Genomic DNA, 22,857 nt, shown 5'->3' with positions numbered 1-22,857 from the left:
GGCGGAGTCGTTCAACTCGAGAACCAAGCCACGCGAGCGATTCGTCGAATGAAGATCTCCAAGCTTTCGGCGGATATCCTGGAGGGGAAGCTGACGGTCGTTCGAGACGCCGATACGCCGATGATGAGCATGCAACGTCGGCCTGACCGGGCACTGATGTGCAGTTCGACCCTACCGGAGCGGTATAAGGCAGATCTCGAGCGCAAATACGCTTATGTAAGACACATGCGAAAAATCGGCCTTACAAAAGGGCAACGTTCTCGCATCTCGGACGCCATTATCTCGTGCTCCATCCTACTTAATGACGACGATCCGCCAAAAGATTCAGTGGTTATGCAATGGATGCGCGACTACGAGATGAGCGGAGAAAATCCGGCTAGTTTGGTTTCAAAAAATGTAAAACGCCGCACGTCGAAAAGGCTTCGCCGCGACATCAGACTCGTTGTCGAGCAAATTCTTACGAAGCACTACTTCGTTAAGAATGGTTGCTCCATGCGAACAGCTCATGATCGAGTCATCGAAGCGCTTAGTCAGGCCAATGCCGAATCGCAAACGCCTGCCGATCCCGAAGTCAGCCTGTCTACTGTCCGCCGTATCATTCTCGAGACATCCCCATTCGACCGAGACAGAATCCGCTTGGGAGCGGCAAGGGCTCGGGCCAAATGGCGGTATTCAAAGCCCGGCCAGGCCTCAACGCGCCCACTTGAACGGGTCGAGATAGATCACACGTTGATGGACGCGACCGTCATTGACGATAGATTCATTCTACCGCTAGGCCGGCCAGTTATTACATTGATCGTATGTACATATAGCGGCTACATCCTTGGATTTTTCATTTCCTTTGAAGGCGAGACTGTCGGGCGAATGGTCCAGTGCATCAAGATCGCCATACAACCCAAAGACAAGATTACAGCAGTACATTCACTGTCTAACGCATGGCACGCTATGGGCGGGTGGGAAACCCTTTGCTTGGACAACAGCCTCGCAGGTCATACTTCGCCTTTTCAGCACATAGCAATGGACCTCGGAATGGACCTTGAGTACTGTCCAGTCCGTATGCCTTGGTTCAAACCTAGTGTTGAGCGGTGCCTTGGAGAACTGACCCGTCAATTACCCGCAAACGGTCGTCCAAGGAAGCCTGGATTGGGACCGGACCCGTTCAATCCCAATGAGGATGCGTGCATAACATTCAGCGATCTCTGCTACGGCATCCTCAAGTGGATCGTTGACGTACATCCGTTCGAAATAAACGAACGGAAGTTGGCGCGGCCAATCGACCTCTTCCTGGAGGGTCTTGATAGTTGCCCGCCGCCAACATTGCTAGACAACACGACGTGTCTTGATGTTATGGCCGGCGTAGGCACGACCGCAACGGTGGATCATGGTGGAATCGTGCGCCAATACCTGCGATACACAAACGACGAGCTGGTATCCCTTCGAAGGGAAATCGGGGTGAATTTCAAGGCCAACGTCAAGTATGACCCATACAATCTGGGGCACGTCTATCTCCAAGATCCCCGTACCGGCAGCTGGATCACCGTGGGAGCGCGGGATGAAGAGTACGCCTCTGGCCTGACGCTCACACAGCATAAGCTTATTCGAAGGGCTGCGGGCAATAAGCTCACATTACGTAACGCGGAGACAGCCCTAAGAAAGGCGCGGCTGGAACTCCAAGACCACTGGGCGAACGCTATCCGTGGTGGAAAGAGGCTCAAGAAGAGCTCACGCGACTTAGGCCTCCTTCAGGGCCTAAGTTCTGTTTCGTGGCCACACCATCCCGGAAATCAAGCGCCAATGCATGTCGTCACCGACGATGACCCAGCGGTAGCAGAAGCGGCAATCCCGAGTTTTGAAGTCTTCACCGGAGTTCAGCCATGAGCTACAGCGCAAAAGCCATACAGGTCGGTGTCAGCATCAGCGACATTCGCATCCATCATCCAGCGTTCAAAGGTGCTCTAGAGGGTGTTGGCCGGATCATTCAGCTGGGAAACAACCTACGTCATCCATTCGGTGCCTGCATCATCGCGCCCTCTGGAGCCGGAAAAACTCTGCTCATCGAATCTGTTCAGAGAAATGAATGCGGTTGGCCATACCTACGGCCGCAAAGCGTGCTGGTTGTTTCGCTTAAGGAAGCTCCCACGGTGGCTCAAATCCAGGAGGATCTTCTGGCAAGCTTTGACTATGTCATTTCTCCTCGTACTGGACGAAAGACTAATGCAGTGCTCTTCAACGTCCTGGTGGCTGCGATCGAGCAGCACGACATCCTACTCATTGTCATTGACGAATTTCAGCACGTCTTTCTCTCGCGAAAGGATGAGGTGCGCGCCGCCATCGTCGATTGGGTCAAGCGACTGATGTCCGTAACTCAACGTCCCGTACTCCTTTCTGGGACGGAGGTGCTGCGTTCCATAGAACGGGCCGATCCGCAACTGACGACTCGAATCGCGTCCATTTTCACCATGCCAGATCTCAAGAACGATGAGAACTGGCGAGGTGTGTTAGGTGGCTTTGCATCCGCCACAAGAGACCTGGTGGATCTGACCGTCTTGACGACGCACGCAAACTTGGTCTTCAAAGCCACGCAGGGTGTTATGCGCACGTTGAAGTCGTTGATCATGGAAAGTGCAATGATCGCCATTGACGCTCAGCGTAGCGCGGTGGAACGACAACATCTTCAACTTGCCTTCCAACGCTTATTCGGCAACGGCTCTACCAAGGACAATCCCTTTGACTGAGCCTCCGAACGCATATGAGTCCGTTTCCTAAGCAAGAAGAAATTGCACTCGGCGAAGATGGAATGGGATACGCCTTGCGGATGGCGACCATGAATGGGCTCACGTTTCATGACCTGGCACGACATCTTGCATCGCCAGGTCATCTTTCACTTCCCGCGAGCTCAATCAACGCCATCGCCTTCATGTTTGGCTGTCCACCTGAACCGCTGCGAAATGCCTTTGTAGTTCGTCATTTCCGCGGTGGGAGCCAAGCCGCGTACTTCCTTGGCCACCTGTTCTTGAAAACCTATCTGCTGCGACAGGCCCGCCCGCAACTTTGTCCAGTTTGCGTGCGACTTCATGGTCGAGCTCGCGCTGCGTGGTCCGTTTCGCTCTTGACCGCATGCGTCTTTCATGGGGTTCGCCTCATTGATCGGTGCGTGTGCTCGCGACCAATCCTATGGAGGCGACCAAGCATCGATCTTTGCGAATGCGGACTACGACTGACTGACGAACACCAAGGCGCGAGACCAGCAGATACTCGCGAGTTGTCGGTGAGCGGTCAAATCGAGTACTTGCTTGGATCTGGTCACGTTGATGTGTCCGCGCCGTCTATCAACACGTTCCCGGAGGGCTTTTGCAACGTGAGTATCGACACGTTTGTCCGATTGATCTGGATCTTCGGAATCGTAGACGACATGCAAATTGATGAGCACCCGAAAAGCACTAATCGAAGACTACAGACCGTCGACGCGAGTGTCGTCGCGTGCCTGGCTTACGAGCGACTGTCGGCGGCAATCTCGAGTTCGTACCCTGCGCGGCGAATGCGGCTTGTCGGCAAGGCCCTTTGCAATCTTTACGATGACGTCACTACACCAGCCGACGCAACGCTGATCTCTTCTCTCGGTTCCCGCCTACAAGTACTCTCCGCTTCGCCGTCCATACCTAGATTGGTCAAGAAGAATCGACAGTTTTCCTTATTCGAGGATGATCATGACCCGATTCCGTAGCATTCTTTGTGTCCCGTACCCCTTCCCCGACGAGTCCGCTTCCTCCTGGATTGCACGTGTCTGCCAGTTTCACGACATAAGCTACAAAGCTCTCACGACCTCTCTCGGGATGAATCCAGTTCGCGACCCAGATATCACGTCGGATCGGGATCATATATGCCGAATCGGATCTGGTACGTGTGTTTCTCCGAAGCGCCTACGGGAACTGTCCGATGCATTTCACGCCGTTCAATTGCAACCATCGTTAAAGAAGCTGCTGACTTTCGACAATGCCAAGGCGCCGTCATATCGATACTGTCCCGAGTGTCTTGCTAGCGATCCTATTCCATACCTGCGGAACGGTTGGCGGCTCAGGGACTGGATGGTCTGCCCCGCTCACCTGACACCTTTGCTCCACGGATGCCCCCATTGCGGAGCACCCCTTCGCTGCGCTACTTCATCGCGTGGCCGCGCGGGGAAGAGGCTTCCAGCGATCGGCCAGTGTCCCGAGTGTAAGTCGTCAATGGTGGCTGAATCGAGGCAGGTGAATTCCACCATCGGAATCAACAAGAATCAAATCAGCCTGCAGTATGCGATATTATCTGCCGTACGCAGCGGATCCTTAACTCTTAGCGGCCTTCACGTGCAGGTGCCACTGGAGTTTCTTATATGGCTACGAGAAAATAATTCATCGATCAACGAATATAAAACACACTGGCTCGCCATGTGGACTTCTCAAAAGCGTTCTTATACCGCTGCGGAATTGGAAAAAAGAGTCACAGAGGCTTACGACCTCGAACGAAAAAATAGATTCAACGGTAACTATACGGTCGAGTCGTATATCACTTTTTATAAATCGTATCTCGCCGACTCCGCTGCAACGGTGGACGCTTGTAGCGAATACGTCGAGCAGAATCGATTTAGTTACTTCATGTCACGCCTGGTATCCGCTTACCATTTCCTAGGAAATAAGAAGGTGACATTCTCAAGTCTTTGCAGGGTGGGGAGAAAGGGGAGAAAGCGAAGCAGCTCGCAGTTTCGGGAGGCATGCTGGAATGCCAGTTCGCTTCGCCAAGAAAGCCCTGCAAGAAAGTTCAAAGATCGTCTTTGACTTCCTTCGCTCATCTAACACCGACTACCCAACGTCTGAGATGGAGGCCACATGTCCCCTCAAACGCTTCTCGCTCCAATGGAATCGGATGATGGTAACAGGCAACAGCCGGTCGAATGCCAGAGCGACCACGAGACCCCACCGAGCATCGTATCGGATGGCGTCCGGCGAAGGCTGTGTCAGCAGCATTTCGCAGTCTATCGCGGGTACCTAGAAGGCTTGCCAATAGAAGAGCTTGTCGACCGATACTTAGAGCCGGCGGAGGTCGTGTCTCCCCGCGAGGCACTGCGCGCCATTCGTGACGAAATTTCCATGGCGGCTGCGCGCTTGGGGCGACACAAGGCGGTAAAGCTACTGCGAGGGTCGCTTCATAGTTCGCATGCCGTCCCGGCAGGGGCAAAAGGGCTACCAACGTTGGAGGAATTCCGCGCGCGCTTTGATCCGGATGGGGCACTGGGCGAAATGGATTTGCTTATCAGCTATCGCGAAGCGTATGACCCCATTTCACAAGATGACGACGCTGTACGCCGCACACGCCGACAATCGGACATACGACGGCGTCAGTTTACCGCTTTAAATGAATTGGCCAAGGTTCTCGCCGAGTCACCGTTGACACGGCATCAACTGGCTGGCTGGGTCGAATGGATTGGTCCACGCGTGGCGGAGCGACTTGCGAAAGCTTCCCTCAATACGGTGGGCGAGCTGGTCGACTACATCAATATGCACGGGTATCTCTGGTTCAAGCGGGTGCCACGGTTAGGCGAGAAAACCGCTCAGCGCCTCGTCTGCTGGCTAGACCGGCATGCTGACACCATTGAGCGCTCCCTCACACTCGTCGGGCGTCGGCCTCTGCGTAGCCTTGGGCCCACGGAATTAGCCGCACAACGTACCCCTAACACCGGGGTGGCACCACTAGAATTCTACCGGCCTCCGGCCGCGCTCGATGGCACCGCCGGCTCCAACCGCGCGCCAGCAGAACTGAACCGAATTGGCGCCAGCAACGACTACGACGCTATCCGGCTCTGGGCAGGCCTCGAAGGAACCAGCGCCCACACCCAGCGTGCGCGGCGTAAAGAAGCGGAGCGCTTCCTGCAGTGGGCAATCATCGAGCAAGGAAAGCCCCTGTCATCACTAACGACCGGCGATGTGGCCGCCTATGTCAAATTCCTCGCTGATCCGCAGCCGTCCGAGCGCTGGGTCGCCACGCGACGGATACCGCGCTGGCACGCTGACTGGCGTCCCTTTGATGGGCCGCTTTCAACGGCCAGCCAAGCTACGTCATTTGCGATACTCAGCAGTATGTGCACCTGGCTCGCGCGTCAGCGCTACCTCTACACCAACCCGTTTGATGGGGCCCCGAAACCTCAAGCCGCAGTGAAGGACCCGCGGCAGCGTAGTTTGAGCCGCCAGCAGTGGAGCGATCTTCTGAACCACGGCCTGCCTGCAGTTCCGGAGGAAGCTCGCCCACGGGCGAGATTCGCGCTATGGCTCGCCTATGGTACCGGCCTACGCCTCGCCGAGCTCACGTGCGCTCGCCTGGGCGACCTACAGCACTGCGCATTTGATGATACTCAGCAGGGTGCCTGGATGCTTAAGGTAGTGGGCAGGCGACAAAGAGTACGGTATGAGCCGTTCCCTCCGGCGCTCTTCGACGCGTTGGTCGTATATCTGGCCAGTCGGGGGCTAAGCGCCGCGCCTGCGTCATGGCCGGCCGAAGCGCCGCTACTGGCGTCGCTTTCAGGCGAGACTCCGCTTACCCACGGCGCAGTGGCTGCGCTCTATAAGAGCATCTTTACGCGGGCGTTTGATGCACGCACAAAAGAGGGCACCAGCGGTAGCCCGCAACTGCGCCGGGCCAGCGTGCACTGGTTGCGCCATACACACGGCTGCCACGCGGCCGAAGCGGAAACGCCGGCCGAATTCATAGGGGCCAATCTTGGGCATGCCAGTCTGGCCTCTACAGCGGCTTACCTCCACGCCGACTATAGACGCCAGTTGAAGGAAGTCGAAAAACTTCTCTCCGATTATGAGACTGATGAGGCGCTGCTCACGTAGAGGTGAGGAGGGAATGCCGAGTTGGAGGGCTGCCGAAGACAGTGCTGGAACTTACCGACGCTCCCCTGCCATTACGCTGAATGGCAGTTCCACGTCTTGCTGCGGGGCTGAGTCAATGCGCTTGCGGATAGCGTCTGTCTCCGTGTTCAGCCGAGCAAAATGCGCCTCGACGCGGGCACGCGCCTCGTTCAATTCGGCTTTTACGTCGTCCAGTCGCTTCTTGCGGCGCCCAATGCGGACCATCTTGAGACTGGGCTCTTCCTTCGAAGCGGCAATGCCCAAAAGGAAGTCGGCCTGCGCGCGCGCTTGGGCAAATGGCGAAAGCTTCTCTGAGGGCCGCTTCTTATTGGACTTAGTCATGGTCTGATTTCACAACCCGTAAGTGCCACAAAGACAACTTCATTCCCATTAGGATCAGCGGCGGCGTCAACTAGACGCGAGGCCGGCAGGCATCGGGCCTACCAGTGTGCGCGACACTGCCCTTACAATAAATTAGCAAAGCAAACCGCGACAATATCAGATGGCTCTCTCTACCACCAAGTGGCCGCTGGCTATCTCAAGTCGCATTAGCTCGCGCCTGCCGTCTGGATGCTCGCGTACCGCGCGGCCAGGGTAGCGCGGATCCGATATGAAGATGGCACGACCTTCCCTCAGGTGGCGCGCGGCCTCTGCTCCATCGTCGTTGGCAAGCATATGCTCAAAGACGGCAAAGAATTGTTCCTCCTCGGCAGGCGAGGCAGCATCCAACGTATTTGGATCAATCATGGCTGCTCCAGTGTACATTGCTTTGTACATTGGCGAAGGGCCACCACGACTCCTTGCCTCTTGGCCGGAAAGTTCAGGATTGAATGAAGCACACACCGTAAAATCCAAAGTTGTGTGAAGGAACGGTACGAGACTCAATGAGTCAATCGCCCGGAAACGGCGTATCCGCGTGCACGGCAGTTCAGCATTGGATGAATCTCGACAGCAGCGCACTTGGAGATCTGGGGCGGAGGATGCCGCCCCGGGCGATGCTGTCGATCATCGCGCTATATCAGACGATGCGACGCGAATCGGAATCGCGCCGCATCGCCAGAGAATAATGCCTTACTGCCTTGCCATCGGCCAGCGCACGCCGGGGCTGCGCGCGCCAGCTTGCTGGCCTGCCCGGCACCACCTTTCGCGTGCTTTAGCCGATGGCTGGCGTGATGTTATTTGCCGCCCTTCACGGTGGTGTACGCCGTAATCAGGTTCCGATAGTCGGGAATATGGTTGGAGAACAAGGTCCCCAGCCCCTCGATGTCGTTGCGCCAGTCGCGATGAAGCTCGCAGGCAACGCCGAACCACGTCATCAGTTGGGCGCCGGCCTCGGCCATGCGGCGCCACGCCGATTCGCGCGTCACCTCATTGAAGGTCCCGGATGCATCGGTCACGACGAACACATCGTAGCCTTCTTCGATCGCCGACAATGCCGGAAACGCCACGCAGACTTCGGTCACCACCCCGGCGATCAGCAGCTGCTTCTTGCCGGTTGCCTTCACCGCCTTGACGAAGTCCTCGTTGTCCCACGCGTTGATCTGCCCGGGGCGCGGAATAAACGGCGCATCGGGGAACATCGCCTTCAGTTCCGGCACCAGCGGCCCGTTGGGCCCGTCCTCGAAGCTGGTGGTCAGGATCGTCGGCAGCTTGAAATATCTGGCCAGATCCGCCATGGCGAGAACGTTGTTCTTGAACTTGTCCGGTTCGATGTCGCGCACCAGCGACAGCAGGCCGGCCTGGTGATCCACCATCAGTACCGCTGCCTGGCTCTTGTCCAGACGCTTGTAGGTCTTGCTCATCTTTCGCTCCTTTGAATGCGCGTCCGGTTCGGTCGGACACGCGTGTGAAAATCTTGCGCAACTGGCGTTGCCATCCATTGCCGCCCCGCGAGCGGGAAAGAGCGAACCGGCATGGACTGTGGCGCGCCATGCGGCGCGGCCTCGCCTACTCGACCCTGATCCCCGACAACGCCACCACCTTGCGCGTCTGCTGCGTCTGCGTTTCGATGTAGCGCGCAAACTGTTCCGGGGTCAGCTTCATCGGCACCATCCCCTGCGCCGCGAAGTGCTTCTCCACGAAATCCTGTTCGTCGAGGATTTCGCCGATGGTGGCATTGAGCTTGTCGACCACCGCGCGCGGCACCTTGGCCGGCGCCAGCACGCCATAGACCGCGGAGATATTCATCTCCTTGTAGCCGGCCTCTTCGAAGGTGGGGACCTGCGGCAATGCGCGCGTGCGCTTGTCGCCGCTGACCGCCAGCACCTTGAGCTTCTTCGCCGCGACGAAGCTCTGGATCGTCGGCAGCGCCGGGAACGTCATCAGGATCTGTCCGCCAACGACATCGGCGACCGCGGGCGCCGAGCCCTTGTACGGCACGTGCACGAGGTCCGTGCCGGCCAGCTTGTTGAACAGCGCGCCCATCAGGTGCGGCTGGCTGCCGGCACCGAACGAGCCGTAGCTGAGCGCCTGCGGGCGGGCCTTGGCATAAGCCGCCAGCTCCTTCACGCTGTCCACCGGCAGGCTGCCCGATACCGCCATCACCAGCGGCACGTAGCCGATCGCCGCCACCGGCGCGAAATCGCGCGCGACGTTGTAGGACACCGATGGCAGCACCACCGGATTGAGCACGAAGGTGGCGTCGTTGGTCAGCAGCAGCGTGTAGCCGTCGGGCTGCGCCCTGGCGACCGCGTCGGCGCCGATCACGGTGTTGGCGCCGCTCTTGTTCTCCACCACCACTGGCTGGCGCAGCTTTTCGGACATGCGCTGGGCCAGTTGCCTGGCGATGATGTCGGTCGTGCCGCCGGGCGCGTAGGGCACCACCATGCGGATCGGCTGTGCGGGATAGGCCTGTGCCACGGCGGTGCCTGCGCCGGCGCAGCAGGCCAGGCCGAGCACGGCGGCGCACAGTGCGCGAGGGATGTGGGTGTTCCGGTCCATCATGTCTCCATCTGTCGTTGTGAGGCGCTCCGGCTCGTGCGGCCGGATCTCCGTTCAGTTGAACAACCAGGGTTCGCGCTGCCGCCGCGCTTGTTCGTACGCGTCGATCTGCGCGGCATGGCGCAGCGCGAGGGCGATATCGTCCAGCCCGTTGAGCAGGCAATGCTGCTTGAACGGGTCGAGCATGAAAGGGACCACGTCACCGGCCGGCGTGATGACTTGCTGCGTGGCCAGGTCTACCTTCAGCCGGTAGCCCGGCGTGGCAGCCACTTCGGCAAACAGGCGGTCGACCACCTCTGGCGCCGCCACGATCGGCAGCAGGCCGTTCTTCAGGCAGTTGTTGTGGAAGATGTCGGCAAAGCTGGGCGCGATCAGCGCGCGCAGGCCGAAGTCTTCCAGCGCCCACGGCGCATGCTCGCGCGAGGAGCCGCAGCCGAAGTTCTCGCGCGCCAGCAGGATCGACGCGCCGCGATAGCGCGGCTGGTTCAGCACGAAATCCGGGTTCAGCGGCCGCGTGCTGCAGTCCTGCCCGGGCTCGCCGTGGTCGAGGTAGCGCCATTCGTCGAACAGGTAGGGCCCAAAGCCGCTGCGCCGGACGGATTTCAGGAACTGCTTGGGCAGGATGGCATCGGTATCGACATTGGCGCGGTCCAGCGGCGCGACCAGACCATCGAGGGTGGTAAAGGCTTTCATTGCTCGGCTTCCTCTGCTGTTACAACGCGCGGACATCGACGAAGTGGCCCGCGACGGCGGCCGCGGCCGCCATCTGCGGGCTCACCAGGTGGGTGCGCCCGCCCGGTCCCTGCCTGCCTTCGAAATTGCGGTTCGACGTCGATGCGCAGCGTTCGCCCGCGGCAAGGCGGTCGTCGTTCATGCCCAGGCACATCGAGCAGCCCGGCTCGCGCCATTCAAAGCCCGCCGCGACAAAGACCTGATCGAGCCCCTCGGCCTCGGCCTGGGACTTGACCAGCCCCGAGCCCGGCACCACCAGCGCCTGCCGGATGCGCGGCGACACATGCCGGCCGCGCACGACTTCCGCCGCGGCGCGCAGGTCTTCGATACGCGCGTTGGTGCACGACCCGATAAAGACTTTGTCCACCGCGACCGCTTCGATCGGCGTATTCGGCAGCAGGCCCATGTAGCGAAGCGCCGCCTCGATGCCCTTGCGCCGCACCGGGTCGCGCTCGTCGCGCGGATCGGGAATACGCTCGCCGACGGGCACCACCATCTCCGGCGACGTCCCCCAGGTCACATGCGGGCGGATGGTGGCGGCGTCGAGCTCCACCACGGCATCGAAGGTCGCACCGGGGTCGCTGCGCAGCGTGCGCCAGTATTCGACGGCCGCGTCCCACATCCGGCCCTGCGGGGCCTGCGGCCGTCCGCGCAGGTACTCCAGCGTGGTCTCGTCCACGGCTACCATGCCGGTGCGCGCGCCGGCCTCGATCGCCATGTTGCACACCGTCATGCGCGCTTCCATGCTCAGGCCGCGGATGGTGCTGCCGGCGAATTCGATCACATGGCCGGTCGCGCCGGCCGTGCCGATGCGACCGATCAGCGCGAGCGCGATGTCCTTGGCGGCAACACCCTTGCCCAGCTCGCCCTCGACGTGCACCAGCATCGACTTCGGCTGCTTCATCCACAGGCATTGCGCCGCCAGCACCTGCTCCACTTCCGAGGTGCCGATGCCGAACGCGAACGCCGCGAACGCGCCGTGCGTGGACGTATGCGAATCGCCGCAGGCGATGGTCATGCCGGGCAAGGTCGCGCCCCGCTCCGGCCCCACCACGTGCAGGATGCCCTGGCGCGGATCGTCCATGCCGAAGTTGACGATGCCGTTCTCCTCGCAGTTGCGGTCGAGCGCGTCAACCTGCGCGCGGCTCACCGGATCGGCGATGCCCTGGCTGCGCGCGGTGGTGGGCACGTTGTGGTCGGCGGTGGCCAGCACCGAGGCGGCGCGCCACACCTTGCGCCCGTTCAGGCGCAGCCCTTCGAAGGCCTGCGGGCTGGTCACCTCGTTGACGAGATGGCGGTCGATATAGACCAGTGCGGGGCCGCCGGCTTCCTGGTGGATCACGTGGCTGGCCCAGAGCTTGTCGAGCAGGCTTGCGGGGCGGTTGGGTTCGGTCATGATGTCTCCTTGCTTGTCCTCAATTCAGTGCCGCGGCACGCCGGCCCGCCTTTTGTTCCGGCCTGGACGTTGCGGATAGAATGCGTGCATGACGTCCGCCGCCAAACCCACCGCCCCCGCCGACCAGGACACCCCGCGCAAGCTCGAAGAAGGCCACCGCGACTACGTCGCGGCGCTGGCGCGCGGCCTGGCGGTGATCCAGGCATTTACCGACACCACGCCGGAAATGACACTGAGCGAAGTCGCCCAGGCCACCGGCATGACGCCCGCCAGCGCGCGCCGTGCCTTGCTGACGCTGCAGGCACTGGGCTACATCGGCGCCAACGGGCGGCGCTTCGTGCTGCTGCCCAAGGTGCTGTCGCTGGGCGCCGCCTTCCTCAGCTCGATGAACCTGCGCGACATCGTCCAGCCCTTCCTGCAGGAAGTGGCCGAGCGCTTCCGCGACTCGGTCTCGCTCGCCATCCTCGACGGCGACAGCGTGGTCTACTTGGCGCATGTGCCCAGCCAGCGCCGCATCGCGTTCCGCGCCTCGGTCGGCTACCGGCTGCCGGTGCATTGCACCTCGCTCGGCCTTGCCTTGCTGGCCCATGCGCCCAAGGCCCAGCAGAACAAGGTCCTGGACCAGGCACCGTTCCAGAAATTCACGCCGAAGACGCTCAGCGATGCGGATGCGCTGCGCGCGGCGCTGGCACGCACGCTGGAACAGGGCTATGCGGTCCAGGAAGGCCAGCTCGAGCTCAACGTCCTGTCGATCGCCGTGCCCGTGCGCGACCCCCAGCAGCGCGTGATCGCCGCCATCAACTGCTCCACCGAGACCGAGCGCACCAGCCCCGACGAGCTGGTCGCGACACGGCTGCCGGCACTGCGCGAGGCGGCCGCGATGATCGAGGCCGCCATCCGCCGCGCGCCCACGCTGGCGCATTCGATCCTGGCGGCCTCCTGAGCTGCGCACGACTCAGACCGCCACTGGCGCGATCTCGGGCTCGATCAACACCTCCAGCATCAACAGCTGGTAGCCGTCTCGCTCCGGATGGGGTCCGACCTCGACGATATGGTCGTCGATGGTCGAAAAGATGCAGTCCACCGGGTTGGCGGGGTCGCCCTTGAAATAGATCTGCGAGGTCAGCGTGCGGTATCCCGGCTGCACCACCCGGTAGTGGATATGCGGCGCGCGCTGGCGGTTGCGGCCCAGGCGCCGCATCAGCACGCCGACCTCGGTGTCCTCGCGCCCGATGATGTAGCCGCCCGGCCGCACCGTGAAGATCCGGAAGCCGCCTTCGGCATCGCAACGCAGCTTGCCGCGCAGGTTGTCTTCGGACTGCGAGTCGTCTTCGTTTTCGTAGCGCCCAAACTGGTTGGGCTGCCACACGATCAGCGTCGCCCCCGGCACCGGCTGGCCCGTGCGCGCATCCAGCACGCGGCCGCGCACCTCGAGCCGCTGCCCGGGCTCCTCCGCCGTCGCCAGGTGGCAGGGGTTACTGCCTTCGGCGACCTGGTCCTTGGGGAACGGGCCGGTCACGTTCTGCGGCGTGGCTTGCGCGCCGGTGCGCGCCAGGTCCAGCGCGCGCATGGTCAGGCCCATCATGTCGCACAGCATGATCAGCTCATCCTGCGCGGCCACCCGGCCCAGCCAGGCGGCAATGCGGTAGAGCTGTGCATCGGTCAGCTGCAGCTCGTCGAGCATGGCGTGGAAATGCCGCAGCGCCACGCCGAATTGCGCCTGCAGGGCAGGGTCCGAGCCTGGCGCGCCGGTGCACATGGCGGCCAGCGCGCGCTGCAGGGTGTAGTTGTCCTGGGTGCTCATGGTTGTCTCCTTGGTTCGCGCCTATTGGCCCGTGGCTGACAGATCCACCGCGCGCGCCAGCAGTGTCCGGTCGGCCTTCAGCTTGTGCTTGGCGGGCTTGTGCGTTGGCGTGTGGGGGATCGCCTCGACGCTGGCGATATAACGCGGCAGCTTGTGCACGGCCAGGCGGCCGCGCGCCCAGTCGAGCAGTTCAGCCGCATCGGCCGACTGGCCCGGGCGGAACTGCACCGCCAGCAGGATCTCTTCCTCGCCAAGCTCCGCCGGCACGCCGATGGCCGCCGCCTCTTCCACCGCCGGGTGTTCGCCGAAGATGCGGTCGAGCTCGGCGCCCGACACGTTCTCGCCCTTGCGCCGGATCACATCCTTCTTGCGCGCGACAAAGACGTAGTAGCCGTCCTCGTCCTGGCGCACCAGGTCGCCGGTGGCGAACCAGCCGTCGCGGAACGCCGCCTCGGTCTGCGCCGGGTCGCGGTAGTAGCCTTGCATCAGCGTGGGCGTGCGGATCAGCAGTTCGCCCTCGGCGCCGGGAGCCACCTCGCCGCCCTCGTCGTCGACGATGCGGGCCTGCGGCAGCGGCACCGCCGGATCCGGATGCGGCGAGATCAGGCCCATGGTGCCGAGCTTGTGCGGGCCGTCGAACGGATTGGCGATCACCCCCGGGATTTCCGTCATGCCATAGCATTCGATCAGGCGCGGCACGTGGAACTCCTGCTTCATCACGCGCACCATTTCCTCGGTCTGCGGCGCGATAAACATCTTGGTGATACGGTGAGCGGGCACGAACTCGGTCCGCGGGCGCCGGGCCAGGATGCTGCCGGCCGCCGCCACCAGGTTCACCTCCGTCGCGCCGGTCTCGGCGGCAAAGCGCCAGAACGACGACGCCGAGAACCTGCGCATCAGCACCAGGCAGCCGCCGCATGCCAGCGCCCCGCCCACCGAGTACATCAGCGCATTGATATGGAACAGCGGCATCACGCACATCACGCGCTCGTCGGGCTGCAGCTGCAGCCGGCCGACGAAGGCTTCGGCGGTCAGCACATAGCCGCGGTGGCTGTGCATCGCACCCTTGGGAAAGCCCGTGGTGCCGGAGGTATAGATGATCAGCGCGGTGTCCCGCTCGCTGCCGTGGTCGGCAAGTTCGTCGGCAAACTCACCGGCGTTCGCCGCCATCGACTGCGCCAGCGTCGGCACGCCATGGTCGCCGGGCTCGTTGGCGCACAGCCAGACTTCGCCGCCGAGCGCGCGGGCAATGGCCGCGCCGGTTGCCAGCGTGGCCGGCGCGCACACCAGCCCGCACACCTGCGCATGCCCGAACACGTACAGCGCCTCGTCCAGGCGGTATTCCGGGTTGGCCGGCACCATGGTCGCGCCCAGGCGCGCCAGCGCGAACATCAGCACGACCGTGGACGGATGGTTGGCGGACAGCACGCCGACGCGGTCGCCGCGGCGCACATGCATGGCGTGCGCCAGCCATTGCGCGGTCCCTGCGATCCGCGCATCGAGCTCGCGATAGCTCCAGGCCTGGCCCTCGAACAGCAACGCCGGCTTGTCCGGATGCGCCGCCACGCGAGCCGCGAGGAAACCAGTCAGCGTGAAGTCGTGCGCCGGGTACTGCCGGAGCACGTCGAGCGGCGCCATCGTGCCGATGTGGCTGGCGGGCGCGTTCATGATGCTTGCGCCGGCGCGGCGCTGTAGGCAATGGCGTGTTCGGCGGCCTCGGCCAGGATAAAGCCGATGGGCTGGCGGCGCTCCTCCTGCAGGTGGGCGATCAGGCTGGCCACGCGCGCCAGCAGCGGCACGCCCTTGAGCGCGGTGGCGGGATAGCCGGCGTCCAGCAGGACCGCGGGGATCGCGCCCGAAACATTGAGCGGGAGGGGCTTGCTGTAGTGCTCGGGCACGGCGGCGGCTACCGCTTCCAGCGCGGCCACGTGGTCGCCCGCGATGCCCAGCTCACGCGCGATGGCCAGCAGCCGGTGCGCGCGCGGATCCCCTAGCTTGTGCGTCGGATGGCCAAAGCCGGGCAGCGGCTTGCGCGCCTGGCGCACGGCCCGGACCACCGAGTTGGCGCTTTCGGCCAGCGTGCCGTGTTCCCGGCCGGCAATCACTTCCGCGAGCAGCTGGCCCGCGCTTTCCGATGCGCCCAGGATCACCGAGCCGCAACCCAGCACGCCGGCCGCCACTGCGCCCTGCAACGCATCCGGCGCCGCGGCCAGCGTCATGCGCGCGGCCTGCACCGAGGGGACCAGGCCATGCTCGGCGATCGCGACGAGGCAGGCATCGGTGATCGCCACCAGCTTTGCGTCGGGCTCGCGGCCGGTGAGCAGGAACAGGAAGTAGGCAGTGAAGCCGGTCTTGCCGATCAGGGCCTCGCTCAGGTCTTTGCCATGTACCGACACGCCGTGGATATCCACCTGCGCGATGCTGGTCTGCCCGGCTGCCCGGGGGTGTTTCGTCTCCGCCACGTCGTCTCCATTTTTGCGCTACGCGCAATCTAATGCGATATGCGAATTATTTTAGGTGGAGGTGCGAGGCTCCGCAAGAACGGTAAACCCGCACCCACCGTCGTCACTTGCGGCCGGCACTGCCCTTCGGCGTGCAGGCCCGGCTCGCCAGTCAGGCGCCATCCGTGAACGGGTCTGTGTTGCCGATGCTTGCGAGGGCGCCGTCGGTGAACAAATCCACCTGGCGCACTGCGCCGTCGGTGAACGGATCCATTTGCCGCGCGCCATCCGTGAACGGATCCGCCTTGCGTACGGCAATCCGGCGAAACTGCTCGTCAGCCAGGCGGCCCGACTGCGAACGCTGCAATGCCTGGGCGAAATGCCCACCGTTCGTGTAGACCTCGGGGGCACGCACGGCGGCTTGCGCCCCGGCCGCCATCACTACCATCAGGGCTGCGCCAATCGATGCTTTTTTCATCACATACTCCTTTTCCATTTGAGGAAGAACTTGTGTCAGGCGGGACACTTGCCGCGCGCCTCCCACGGCCTGAATATAGTAAAACCGTACCGTACGGTACTAAATTAATCAGAAGGTATCAATCAAAGTTTTTGAAGAAAGGAGCGACGGCTTGGCGGCCCCTGGGATCGCACAGGCATTTGGTAGACTGCGCGAGGCCCCAGCGCCCGTCCCTTGTCACTCCCGGCTACCCGATGGCATCACCCGAAAGCGTTACCGACAACTCTGCGCATCGCCCGCCCCAGCGCATGACGCGCCGTGGCGAAGAGAAGCGCGCGCTGATCCTGAGCACCGCCGCCGATATGTTTCTCGAACACGGCTACGACGGCGTCAGCCTGGACGACATCGTCAAGGCGTGCGGGGGCTCCAAGACCAACGTCTACAGTTTTTTCGGCGGCAAGGACGGCTTGTTCGTGGCGGTGGTGGAGCGGCTGTGCGACCGCTTCCTGGAAAAGACCGAGAAAGGCGTGGATGTGTCGCACTGCGATGCGGCGCAGGGGCTCGACAAGATCGCCCACAGCTTCCTGCGGTCATTGCTGGAGGAACGCCACCTGGCGTTCCTGCGGCTGATCTTCGCGGAATCGCGGCGCTTTCCCGCGTTGGGGAACGCCTGGTATACGCGCGGCCCGGCGGCGACCTGCGCCTATGTGGCGGCCTTCCTTGGCAGCCAGCAGGCCACAGGCACGCGGCTCTCGGCCAGCCCGGAGGTCAGCGCCAGGCTGTTCCATGGCATGGTGCTGGCCAGCGTGCTGCACCGTACGCTGGCCACCGGCATCCGTCCGGACGACGCAGAGATCGATGCGCTGGTGCGTGACGCCATTGCGGTGATCGTGCCGGCCGCCGATGCCGGCGCGCCGTCGGCTGTGCCCGGAAGCGGCAGCCCCGGCGCTGCCGGGACAGGCGCGCAGGGCTAGAAGCTCGCGGCAAGCCCGAACGACACCCCCGAGACGTTGTTCCCGAAGACATAGCGCACCACCGCGCGGATCCGGGTCACGAACACTTCGTGGGCGCTGGTGTCGAGTTCCAGGCCGGTGCCCAGCGTGGTGAGGTAGTTGAACCCCAGCGCACCCGCCTGGTTGCCGAGGTAATGCGAGTGCGACAGTTCCAGCACGTAGCGCACCGGCCGGTCGAGCGCGCGCAACCCGGTTGGCGCGCGCCAGCGCGCGTACAGGCTGGCGGTCTGCGCCACGGACGAGGCCTCCAGGCCGGACGAGTCGCCGAAGCTGCGCAGGTAGATGTTGGTATAGCGCAGTTCCACGTCGATATCGCGGTTGTCGCGGTGGCTTTCCCAGTCGAGCATCACCGATCCGCCCAGGCCATAGGCATTCATGACGCCGTCTTCGAGGAAGGCGATGTCGCGATCGGTCTTGTGCTCGACCGCGAACTGGGCGATGGACAGGTCGCTGGCGACGCGGCCGAGCGAAGCGTTGAAGATGGGGCGGAACACCAGCTCCTTGCTTGGGATCAGCGGAAAATCCCAGCCGACGCCAACGGTGCCGGCGAAGGTGTTCCACTTGGCCGGCAGCTTGCGGGATTCCAGCCCGTTGGAGGCGACAAAGGCGGGGTCGTAGCGGTTGTAGGCGATCGACCCTTCCAGATAGAGCGGAAACGACTGGCTCAGCGTAAAGCCCCCGCCGAGCTGCCACAGGGTCAGGTCAGGGTTGTCGGTGCTGGCACTGCTGATGGAAAGCGAGCTGGACGCCAGGTCCGGTACGACCGCAAACGACATCAGCGTCAGCACCGCACTGGCGTGCTTCTGCACATTGGTGCCGACCACGCGGAACGCCGGCTCGGTCTGCGCCAGCGCGGGCACCGGCGCGGCCGCAAGGCCGGCCAGCAACATCAACACCAGGGGGCCTTGCGCTCGCATCGATTCCCTCATCCGGTCCTGGGCCATTGCACGCTACATCACACGCTACATCACACGCCACATCAGCATCGTGACAACAGCGTCATCGGCAGCGGGTCCAGGCTGGCGGACCGCGCGTCACGCTTTCTGGGGGCCATGGTGGCGGAAGTGCCGCGTCTGCAGAAGTGAATCTTCTTGCCGCGGAATTAAAGGAAATGGAAGACGCCTGAAACCGGTGTGCGCGGCCGCGACGGTGCGCTTGTAGGAGCAATTCCGGCGTCGCATCGGCGCCTGCCCGACAGCGCCATGCCTGGCCGCTGCCTAGACTGGCCTTGTCGCCGCAAGCCCGCCCAGGCCAGCATGTGCGGCATACGTCGCGCCGGGCCCCGACCGGGCCGGCGCTTCCGACCCTAACCCTGGAGGTATTCCATGGATCCGAAACAACCCGCTCGCCATACCCGAATCGCCAGCGTGATTGCGGCAGGCCTGGCAGGCCTCAGCTGCGCCGCGGCCATCGCGCAGACCGCCACGCCTGCCACCCCGGCCACGCCGGCAACCCCAGCCGCGCAGGGCCTGCCGGCAACCCCCGCAACCCCGGCAACGCCTGCCGCGCCGGCCACCGCGGCCAGCCCCGCGGGCCAGGGCACCGCCCCCGGCGTGACCCAGATCCAGCCGCCGAAGGACCCGCTGGTCGAGCGCCGCGAGGCACGCCGCGAGGCTGCCGCCGAATACAAGGCGAAGAAAAAGGCGGCCAAGGGCGAATACAAGGACGAAGTCGGCGCGGCCAAGCAGGAACGCAAGGTCGAGAACAAGGCAGCGGATGCAGCGGCCAAGCAGGAGATGGCTGCGCCGAAGCAGTGACGCAGCGGTCGCGGCGAACGCCGCCGCGCCAATGCAAACGGGCCCTGCGGGGCCCGTTTTACCGTATCAGTCGGCCAGTCCGCTGGCGTCGATATAGCCCAGCGCTTCGGTAACGGCGCGCCGCGCCTTCAGCACGTAGCAGACCCGCCGCTCCTGAATCGACAGCGCCAGCACGTCGGCCTGCACCAGCTCCGAGAACACATGGCCGGCGCGCCCCAGGCTCAGTTGCGCCACCTGCGCCAGATCGGCGGCCGGCAGGCCGGCCTCGCCTGCATCGAGCAGCGCGCGGCAGATGCGCGCGGGCTGGGTCATCAGCGCCAGCGTCAGCGTACTTTCCTGGGTCTCCATGATCACACCTCGGTCTCCGGGCACGGCGCCCGGGCAGCGCGATACGCGGCGTCGGGGGCGATGCGGGGGTCACTCTTGCCGCGCAGCCTGGCGCGCGCGGTTTTCCCCGTTCTACGCGGCTCGCCCCGCAAAGGCAATAGGGTGCTGCCACGGCCGGGCGGGCACGGGCGCGATTACAACAGCGCCAGTGCACCGCCTGGCCGCGCTCAGGCCATCACAAACGGCAATTGCCGCTGGCGCTTGCCGGTCAGCGTGAACAGCGCATTGGCCACCGCCGGCGCGATCGGCGGCACGCCGGGTTCGCCCAGACCGGTGGGGTTGTCCTGCGACGGCACGAAGAACACGTCCACCACCGGCGCGTCGGTGATGCGCGGCGGCGGATAGTCGGGGAAGTTGCTGTTCTTCACCGCACCGTTCTCGATCTCGATGGCAAACCCGGGCCGGGTCATGGCCAGCCCGAACACGCAGGCACCCTGGATCTGGGCTTCCGCCGACAACGGATTGACCACGCGGTTGGCATGCACGCCGGCGGTGACGCGATGCACGCGCGGCTCGCCCTTCACCAGCGAGACGTCGACCACATAGGCCACCACGGTGCTGAACGACTCATGCACCGCCACGCCCCAGGCATGTCCCTTGGGCAGCTTGCGCTTGCCGTAGCCGGACTTGTCCACCGCCAGTTGCAACGCGGCGCGATGGCGCGCGTGCTTCTTTTCGTCGAGCCGCGCCAGGCGGAATGCCACCGGGTCTTGCTTGGCGGCGGCGGCCATCTCGTCGGCCAGCGTTTCCTTGACGAAGGCGGTATGCGTATTGCCGACCGAGCGCCACCACAGCACCGGCACGTCCACCTGCGGGTGGTGCACCGACATCTCCAGCGGCAGGTCGTAGTCGTTCTCGACAATGCCCTCGGTCATGGTCGCATCGACGCCGTTCTTGACCATGAAGGGCTCGAACGGCGTGCCCTTCAGGATCGACTGGCCGACGATGGTGTGCTGCCAGCCCATCACCTTGCCCTGCGCGTCCAGGCCGATGCGGGCGCGGTGCAGGTGCAGCGGGCGGTAGTAGCCGCCGCGGATATCGTCCTCGCGGCTCCACACCACCTTGAGCGGCTCGGTGTGCCCCGCGGCGACCCAGGCCTTGAGCACGTTGGCCGCTTCGACGATGTAGTCGGAGGTCGGCACCGCGCGCCGGCCGAAGCCGCCGCCGGCCATCATGGTGTTGAGCACCACCTTGTCCGGCGCCAGCCCCAGCGTGCGGGCCACCGCGGCCTGGTCGACGGTCTGGAACTGCGAGCCCACCCAGACCTTGACCGACTGCACCTTGCCGCCGGCCACCTCCGGCTGCAGCGTGCAGTTCAGCGGCTCCATCGGCGCGTGCGCCAGGTACGGGAAGCGGAAGTCGGCCTCGATCTTGCGCGGCGCACGCTGGATCGCCGCGGCAATATCGCCCTCACCCGCGCGCGCGACCGTGCCAGGCTGGCCGGCCAGCTTCGCGTATTCATCGAACAAGGCCTGCGACGATACTTTGGAGCCGGCGTCCTCCCACTGGACCTCGAGCGCATCGCGGCCCATCTTGGCGGGCCAGTAGCCGCTGGCGATCACGGCCACGCCGCTGCCGCCGCGGTCGACCGGCACCTGCAGCACGCCGCGCACGCCCGGCACCGCACGGGCCTTGTCGGCGCTGAAGCTTTTGACCTTGCCGCCGAAGCGCGGCGGCCGCGCCACCACCGCAACCACCATGCCCTTGAGCTGCGTGTCGATGCCGAACGGCGTGGTCGCTTCCATCTTGCCGCGCGCATCCAGCCGCGGCGTGGGCTTGCCGACGATGCGGAACTGCGCCGGATCCTTCAGCGTGACCTGCTGGGGCACCGGCAGCGCCATCGCCGCCGGCGCCAATTCGCCAAAGGTGGCGCGCTGGCTGCCGGACGTGATCACGCCCTGCTCCACCTTGCAGCTGGACGGGTCGACCTTCCAGCGCTGCGCCGCGGCCGCAACCAGCATCGCGCGGGCGCGCGCGCCGAGTTCGCGGTACTGCTGGAACGAGTGGTTCAGCGCGGTGGAACCGCCGGTCATCTGCATGCCGAAGCCGGGGTCCTTGTACGGATCGCCCGCCGGGGCCAGTGCCGCGCGCACGTTGCGCCAGTCGGCATCCAGCTCTTCGGCCAGCGCCATCGGCAGCGCGGTATGCACGCCCTGGCCGAATTCGAGCCGGTTCACCGCTACGGTCACGGTGTTGTCGGGTGCGATGATCAGGAACGCCTGCGGCGCTGCCGGCGGCGCCTTGGGCTTGGCGCCCTCCTGGGCCTGCGCCAGCGGTGCCACGCCCAGCGCCAGCCCGCCGCCGGCCAGGCCCGTCAGCTTCAAGAAACTGCGGCGGTCCAGCGTCGCCACGCCGGCGTCGGCACGCGCTTCGCCGCTGTTGCCTGCCTGGCCGCCAGCCAGGGCTTCGATGCCTCGGATACGCATATCGGTTCCTCCCGCTCAGGCCAGTGCACGGGCGGCGTCTTTGATCGCCGCGCGAATGCGCTGGTACGTGCCGCAGCGGCACAGGTTGCCGGCCATGGCCTGGTCGATGTCGGCGTCGGTGGGCCGCGGCTTGCTGCGCAGCAGGCCGACGGCGCTCATTACCTGGCCGTTCTGGCAGTAGCCGCACTGCGCGACATCGTGCTTGAGCCAGGCGTCGATCACGGCGCGCCCGACGCGGTCGGCGCCGATGCCTTCGATGGTGGTGATGCGTGCCCCGGCGACCGCCGAGGCCGGCGTCACGCAGCTGCGCGTGGCCTGGCCGTTGACGTGCACGGTGCAGGCACCGCACGCGGCCATGCCGCAGCCGAACTTGGTGCCGGTCATTTCGAGGTTGTCGCGCAGCGCCCACAGCAGCGGCGTGGACGGGTCCACGTCGACTTCACGGGTCTTGCCGTTGACGTTGATGGAGAGGGTGGTCATTTGGGGGACACTCCTTGGGTACGTTGCCCGCTGGTCATTGCCTGTGCGCCGCAGCCTGGCGCAACGGACAAGTGAGGATAGTGCAATTTGCGGCACCTTGCCGGGCGCTTTGCGCACTAACGTGCCCGTCATCGCCG

22 protein-coding genes and 1 pseudogene are annotated in these 22,857 nt (G+C 64.0%); 9 read left to right on the top strand and 14 right to left on the bottom strand.

What is annotated here, in order from left to right:
* Positions 1 to 48 precede the first annotated feature (48 nt).
* From CBM2588_RS04775 to CBM2588_RS04755, 6 genes and pseudogenes are all read left to right on the top strand, one after another.
* Positions 49 to 1,878 carry a Mu transposase C-terminal domain-containing protein gene (locus tag CBM2588_RS04775; protein ID WP_231942100.1) on the top strand — a complete coding sequence of 610 codons (1,830 nt, stop codon included), beginning with the start codon at positions 49 to 51 and terminating at the stop codon, positions 1,876 to 1,878.
* On the top strand, positions 1,875 to 2,735 hold the full coding sequence (locus CBM2588_RS04770; RefSeq protein ID WP_115679594.1) for a TniB family NTP-binding protein: 861 nt from the start codon (positions 1,875 to 1,877) through the stop codon (positions 2,733 to 2,735). Before CBM2588_RS04775 ends, CBM2588_RS04770 begins: the two co-directional genes overlap by 4 nt.
* Positions 2,736 to 2,749: 14 nt before the next feature.
* Complete coding sequence (locus tag CBM2588_RS04765; protein ID WP_115679593.1) at positions 2,750 to 3,724, top strand: TniQ family protein; 975 nt, start codon at positions 2,750 to 2,752, stop codon at positions 3,722 to 3,724.
* Positions 3,702 to 4,103, top strand: a pseudogene (locus CBM2588_RS31525) (TniQ family protein); the annotation flags it as partial. The gene CBM2588_RS04765 and the pseudogene CBM2588_RS31525, both read left to right, overlap by 23 nt.
* 144 nt (positions 4,104 to 4,247) lie before the next feature.
* The gene (locus CBM2588_RS31000; RefSeq protein ID WP_231942099.1) at positions 4,248 to 4,814 is read left to right on the top strand and encodes a hypothetical protein; all 567 of its coding nucleotides are present in this window, start codon (positions 4,248 to 4,250) and stop codon (positions 4,812 to 4,814) included.
* Between the two features lie 51 nt (positions 4,815 to 4,865).
* Positions 4,866 to 6,869: a phage integrase family protein gene (locus CBM2588_RS04755; protein WP_115679591.1), complete on the top strand. Its 2,004-nt coding sequence runs from the start codon at positions 4,866 to 4,868 to the stop codon at positions 6,867 to 6,869.
* A 51-nt stretch (positions 6,870 to 6,920) separates the two neighbouring features.
* Here CBM2588_RS04755 and CBM2588_RS04750 read toward each other — a convergent pair whose 3' ends face one another.
* The 6 genes from CBM2588_RS04750 to leuC all read right to left on the bottom strand — a co-directional run bounded on the left by CBM2588_RS04750 (position 6,921) and on the right by leuC (position 11,955).
* A complete protein-coding gene (locus CBM2588_RS04750; protein WP_115679590.1) occupies positions 6,921 to 7,229 on the bottom strand; it encodes a hypothetical protein in 309 nt (102 codons plus the stop codon).
* Positions 7,230 to 7,385: 156 nt separating this feature from the next.
* Positions 7,386 to 7,634: a hypothetical protein gene (locus CBM2588_RS04745; RefSeq protein WP_147298395.1), complete on the bottom strand. Its 249-nt coding sequence runs from the start codon at positions 7,632 to 7,634 to the stop codon at positions 7,386 to 7,388.
* 428 nt (positions 7,635 to 8,062) lie between these two features.
* The gene (gene ycaC, locus CBM2588_RS04740) at positions 8,063 to 8,689 is read right to left on the bottom strand and encodes an isochorismate family cysteine hydrolase YcaC (RefSeq protein WP_115679588.1); all 627 of its coding nucleotides are present in this window, start codon (positions 8,687 to 8,689) and stop codon (positions 8,063 to 8,065) included.
* Between the two features lie 145 nt (positions 8,690 to 8,834).
* Positions 8,835 to 9,827: a Bug family tripartite tricarboxylate transporter substrate binding protein gene (locus tag CBM2588_RS04735; RefSeq protein WP_231942098.1), complete on the bottom strand. Its 993-nt coding sequence runs from the start codon at positions 9,825 to 9,827 to the stop codon at positions 8,835 to 8,837.
* A 54-nt stretch (positions 9,828 to 9,881) separates the two neighbouring features.
* Positions 9,882 to 10,520 carry a 3-isopropylmalate dehydratase small subunit gene (gene leuD, locus CBM2588_RS04730; RefSeq protein WP_115679586.1) on the bottom strand — a complete coding sequence of 213 codons (639 nt, stop codon included), beginning with the start codon at positions 10,518 to 10,520 and terminating at the stop codon, positions 9,882 to 9,884.
* 19 nt (positions 10,521 to 10,539) lie between these two features.
* Positions 10,540 to 11,955 carry a 3-isopropylmalate dehydratase large subunit gene (leuC, locus tag CBM2588_RS04725; RefSeq protein WP_115679585.1) on the bottom strand — a complete coding sequence of 472 codons (1,416 nt, stop codon included), beginning with the start codon at positions 11,953 to 11,955 and terminating at the stop codon, positions 10,540 to 10,542.
* An 88-nt stretch (positions 11,956 to 12,043) separates the two neighbouring features.
* On the opposite strand from leuC, the gene CBM2588_RS04720 reads away from it, so the two are divergent.
* Positions 12,044 to 12,898 carry an IclR family transcriptional regulator domain-containing protein gene (locus tag CBM2588_RS04720; RefSeq protein ID WP_115679584.1) on the top strand — a complete coding sequence of 285 codons (855 nt, stop codon included), beginning with the start codon at positions 12,044 to 12,046 and terminating at the stop codon, positions 12,896 to 12,898.
* A gap of 12 nt (positions 12,899 to 12,910) precedes the next feature.
* Here CBM2588_RS04720 and CBM2588_RS04715 read toward each other — a convergent pair whose 3' ends face one another.
* The 4 genes from CBM2588_RS04715 to CBM2588_RS04700 all read right to left on the bottom strand — a co-directional run bounded on the left by CBM2588_RS04715 (position 12,911) and on the right by CBM2588_RS04700 (position 16,726).
* Positions 12,911 to 13,759, bottom strand: coding sequence for a dioxygenase family protein (locus CBM2588_RS04715; protein WP_115679583.1), 849 nt, complete (start codon positions 13,757 to 13,759; stop codon positions 12,911 to 12,913).
* A gap of 21 nt (positions 13,760 to 13,780) precedes the next feature.
* Positions 13,781 to 15,427 (bottom strand): class I adenylate-forming enzyme family protein, encoded by a 1,647-nt coding sequence (locus CBM2588_RS04710; protein WP_115679582.1) that lies wholly within the window; start codon positions 15,425 to 15,427, stop codon positions 13,781 to 13,783.
* The gene (locus CBM2588_RS04705; RefSeq protein WP_115679581.1) at positions 15,424 to 16,221 is read right to left on the bottom strand and encodes a citryl-CoA lyase; all 798 of its coding nucleotides are present in this window, start codon (positions 16,219 to 16,221) and stop codon (positions 15,424 to 15,426) included. Before CBM2588_RS04705 ends, CBM2588_RS04710 begins: the two co-directional genes overlap by 4 nt.
* A 151-nt stretch (positions 16,222 to 16,372) precedes the next feature.
* The gene (locus CBM2588_RS04700) at positions 16,373 to 16,726 is read right to left on the bottom strand and encodes a hypothetical protein (protein ID WP_306437236.1); all 354 of its coding nucleotides are present in this window, start codon (positions 16,724 to 16,726) and stop codon (positions 16,373 to 16,375) included.
* A gap of 185 nt (positions 16,727 to 16,911) precedes the next feature.
* On the opposite strand from CBM2588_RS04700, the gene CBM2588_RS04695 reads away from it, so the two are divergent.
* Entirely contained in the window at positions 16,912 to 17,631 is a 720-nt protein-coding gene (locus tag CBM2588_RS04695; protein WP_115679580.1) for a TetR/AcrR family transcriptional regulator, read from the top strand.
* Here the strand turns inward: CBM2588_RS04695 and CBM2588_RS04690 are convergent.
* Positions 17,628 to 18,587 carry a hypothetical protein gene (locus CBM2588_RS04690; RefSeq protein WP_439897425.1) on the bottom strand — a complete coding sequence of 320 codons (960 nt, stop codon included), beginning with the start codon at positions 18,585 to 18,587 and terminating at the stop codon, positions 17,628 to 17,630. The genes CBM2588_RS04695 and CBM2588_RS04690 overlap by 4 nt on opposite strands.
* Before the next feature lie 408 nt (positions 18,588 to 18,995).
* Between CBM2588_RS04690 and CBM2588_RS04685 the strand changes: the two genes are divergently transcribed.
* Entirely contained in the window at positions 18,996 to 19,427 is a 432-nt protein-coding gene (locus CBM2588_RS04685; protein WP_115679579.1) for a hypothetical protein, read from the top strand.
* Between the two features lie 66 nt (positions 19,428 to 19,493).
* Here CBM2588_RS04685 and CBM2588_RS04680 read toward each other — a convergent pair whose 3' ends face one another.
* From CBM2588_RS04680 to CBM2588_RS04670, 3 genes are all read right to left on the bottom strand, one after another.
* Positions 19,494 to 19,775 carry an ArsR family transcriptional regulator gene (locus tag CBM2588_RS04680; protein WP_115681392.1) on the bottom strand — a complete coding sequence of 94 codons (282 nt, stop codon included), beginning with the start codon at positions 19,773 to 19,775 and terminating at the stop codon, positions 19,494 to 19,496.
* 206 nt (positions 19,776 to 19,981) lie between these two features.
* A complete protein-coding gene (locus CBM2588_RS04675) occupies positions 19,982 to 22,240 on the bottom strand; it encodes a xanthine dehydrogenase family protein molybdopterin-binding subunit (protein ID WP_115679578.1) in 2,259 nt (752 codons plus the stop codon).
* 15 nt (positions 22,241 to 22,255) lie between these two features.
* Positions 22,256 to 22,720: a (2Fe-2S)-binding protein gene (locus tag CBM2588_RS04670; RefSeq protein WP_115679577.1), complete on the bottom strand. Its 465-nt coding sequence runs from the start codon at positions 22,718 to 22,720 to the stop codon at positions 22,256 to 22,258.
* Positions 22,721 to 22,857 lie beyond the last annotated feature (137 nt).

This window comes from Cupriavidus taiwanensis (assembly GCF_900250075.1).
Lineage (GTDB): Bacteria > Pseudomonadota > Gammaproteobacteria > Burkholderiales > Burkholderiaceae > Cupriavidus > Cupriavidus taiwanensis_C.
This window is presented reverse-complemented; position numbering and strand designations above follow the sequence as displayed.

Bases quoted from the DNA above. Each gene is read 5' to 3' on its own strand.
- CBM2588_RS04765 (WP_115679593.1), top strand. From the start codon at position 2,750: ATGAGTCCGTTTCCTAAGCAAGAAGAAATTGCACTCGGCGAAGATGGA.
- leuC (WP_115679585.1), bottom strand. From the start codon at position 11,955: ATGACCGAACCCAACCGCCCCGCAAGCCTGCTCGACAAGCTCTGGGCC.
- CBM2588_RS04680 (WP_115681392.1), bottom strand. From the start codon at position 19,775: ATGGAGACCCAGGAAAGTACGCTGACGCTGGCGCTGATGACCCAGCCC.
- CBM2588_RS04770 (WP_115679594.1), top strand. From the start codon at position 1,875: ATGAGCTACAGCGCAAAAGCCATACAGGTCGGTGTCAGCATCAGCGAC.
- CBM2588_RS04695 (WP_115679580.1), top strand. From the start codon at position 16,912: ATGGCATCACCCGAAAGCGTTACCGACAACTCTGCGCATCGCCCGCCC.
- CBM2588_RS04675 (WP_115679578.1), bottom strand. From the start codon at position 22,240: ATGCGTATCCGAGGCATCGAAGCCCTGGCTGGCGGCCAGGCAGGCAAC.
- CBM2588_RS04750 (WP_115679590.1), bottom strand. From the start codon at position 7,229: ATGACTAAGTCCAATAAGAAGCGGCCCTCAGAGAAGCTTTCGCCATTT.
- leuD (WP_115679586.1), bottom strand. From the start codon at position 10,520: ATGAAAGCCTTTACCACCCTCGATGGTCTGGTCGCGCCGCTGGACCGC.
- CBM2588_RS04745 (WP_147298395.1), bottom strand. From the start codon at position 7,634: ATGATTGATCCAAATACGTTGGATGCTGCCTCGCCTGCCGAGGAGGAA.
- CBM2588_RS04685 (WP_115679579.1), top strand. From the start codon at position 18,996: ATGGATCCGAAACAACCCGCTCGCCATACCCGAATCGCCAGCGTGATT.
- CBM2588_RS04670 (WP_115679577.1), bottom strand. From the start codon at position 22,720: ATGACCACCCTCTCCATCAACGTCAACGGCAAGACCCGTGAAGTCGAC.
- CBM2588_RS04690 (WP_439897425.1), bottom strand. From the start codon at position 18,587: ATGCGAGCGCAAGGCCCCCTGGTGTTGATGTTGCTGGCCGGCCTTGCG.
- CBM2588_RS04755 (WP_115679591.1), top strand. From the start codon at position 4,866: ATGTCCCCTCAAACGCTTCTCGCTCCAATGGAATCGGATGATGGTAAC.
- CBM2588_RS04710 (WP_115679582.1), bottom strand. From the start codon at position 15,427: ATGAACGCGCCCGCCAGCCACATCGGCACGATGGCGCCGCTCGACGTG.
- CBM2588_RS04775 (WP_231942100.1), top strand. From the start codon at position 49: ATGAAGATCTCCAAGCTTTCGGCGGATATCCTGGAGGGGAAGCTGACG.
- ycaC (WP_115679588.1), bottom strand. From the start codon at position 8,689: ATGAGCAAGACCTACAAGCGTCTGGACAAGAGCCAGGCAGCGGTACTG.
- CBM2588_RS04735 (WP_231942098.1), bottom strand. From the start codon at position 9,827: ATGGACCGGAACACCCACATCCCTCGCGCACTGTGCGCCGCCGTGCTC.
- CBM2588_RS04715 (WP_115679583.1), bottom strand. From the start codon at position 13,759: ATGAGCACCCAGGACAACTACACCCTGCAGCGCGCGCTGGCCGCCATG.
- CBM2588_RS04720 (WP_115679584.1), top strand. From the start codon at position 12,044: ATGACGTCCGCCGCCAAACCCACCGCCCCCGCCGACCAGGACACCCCG.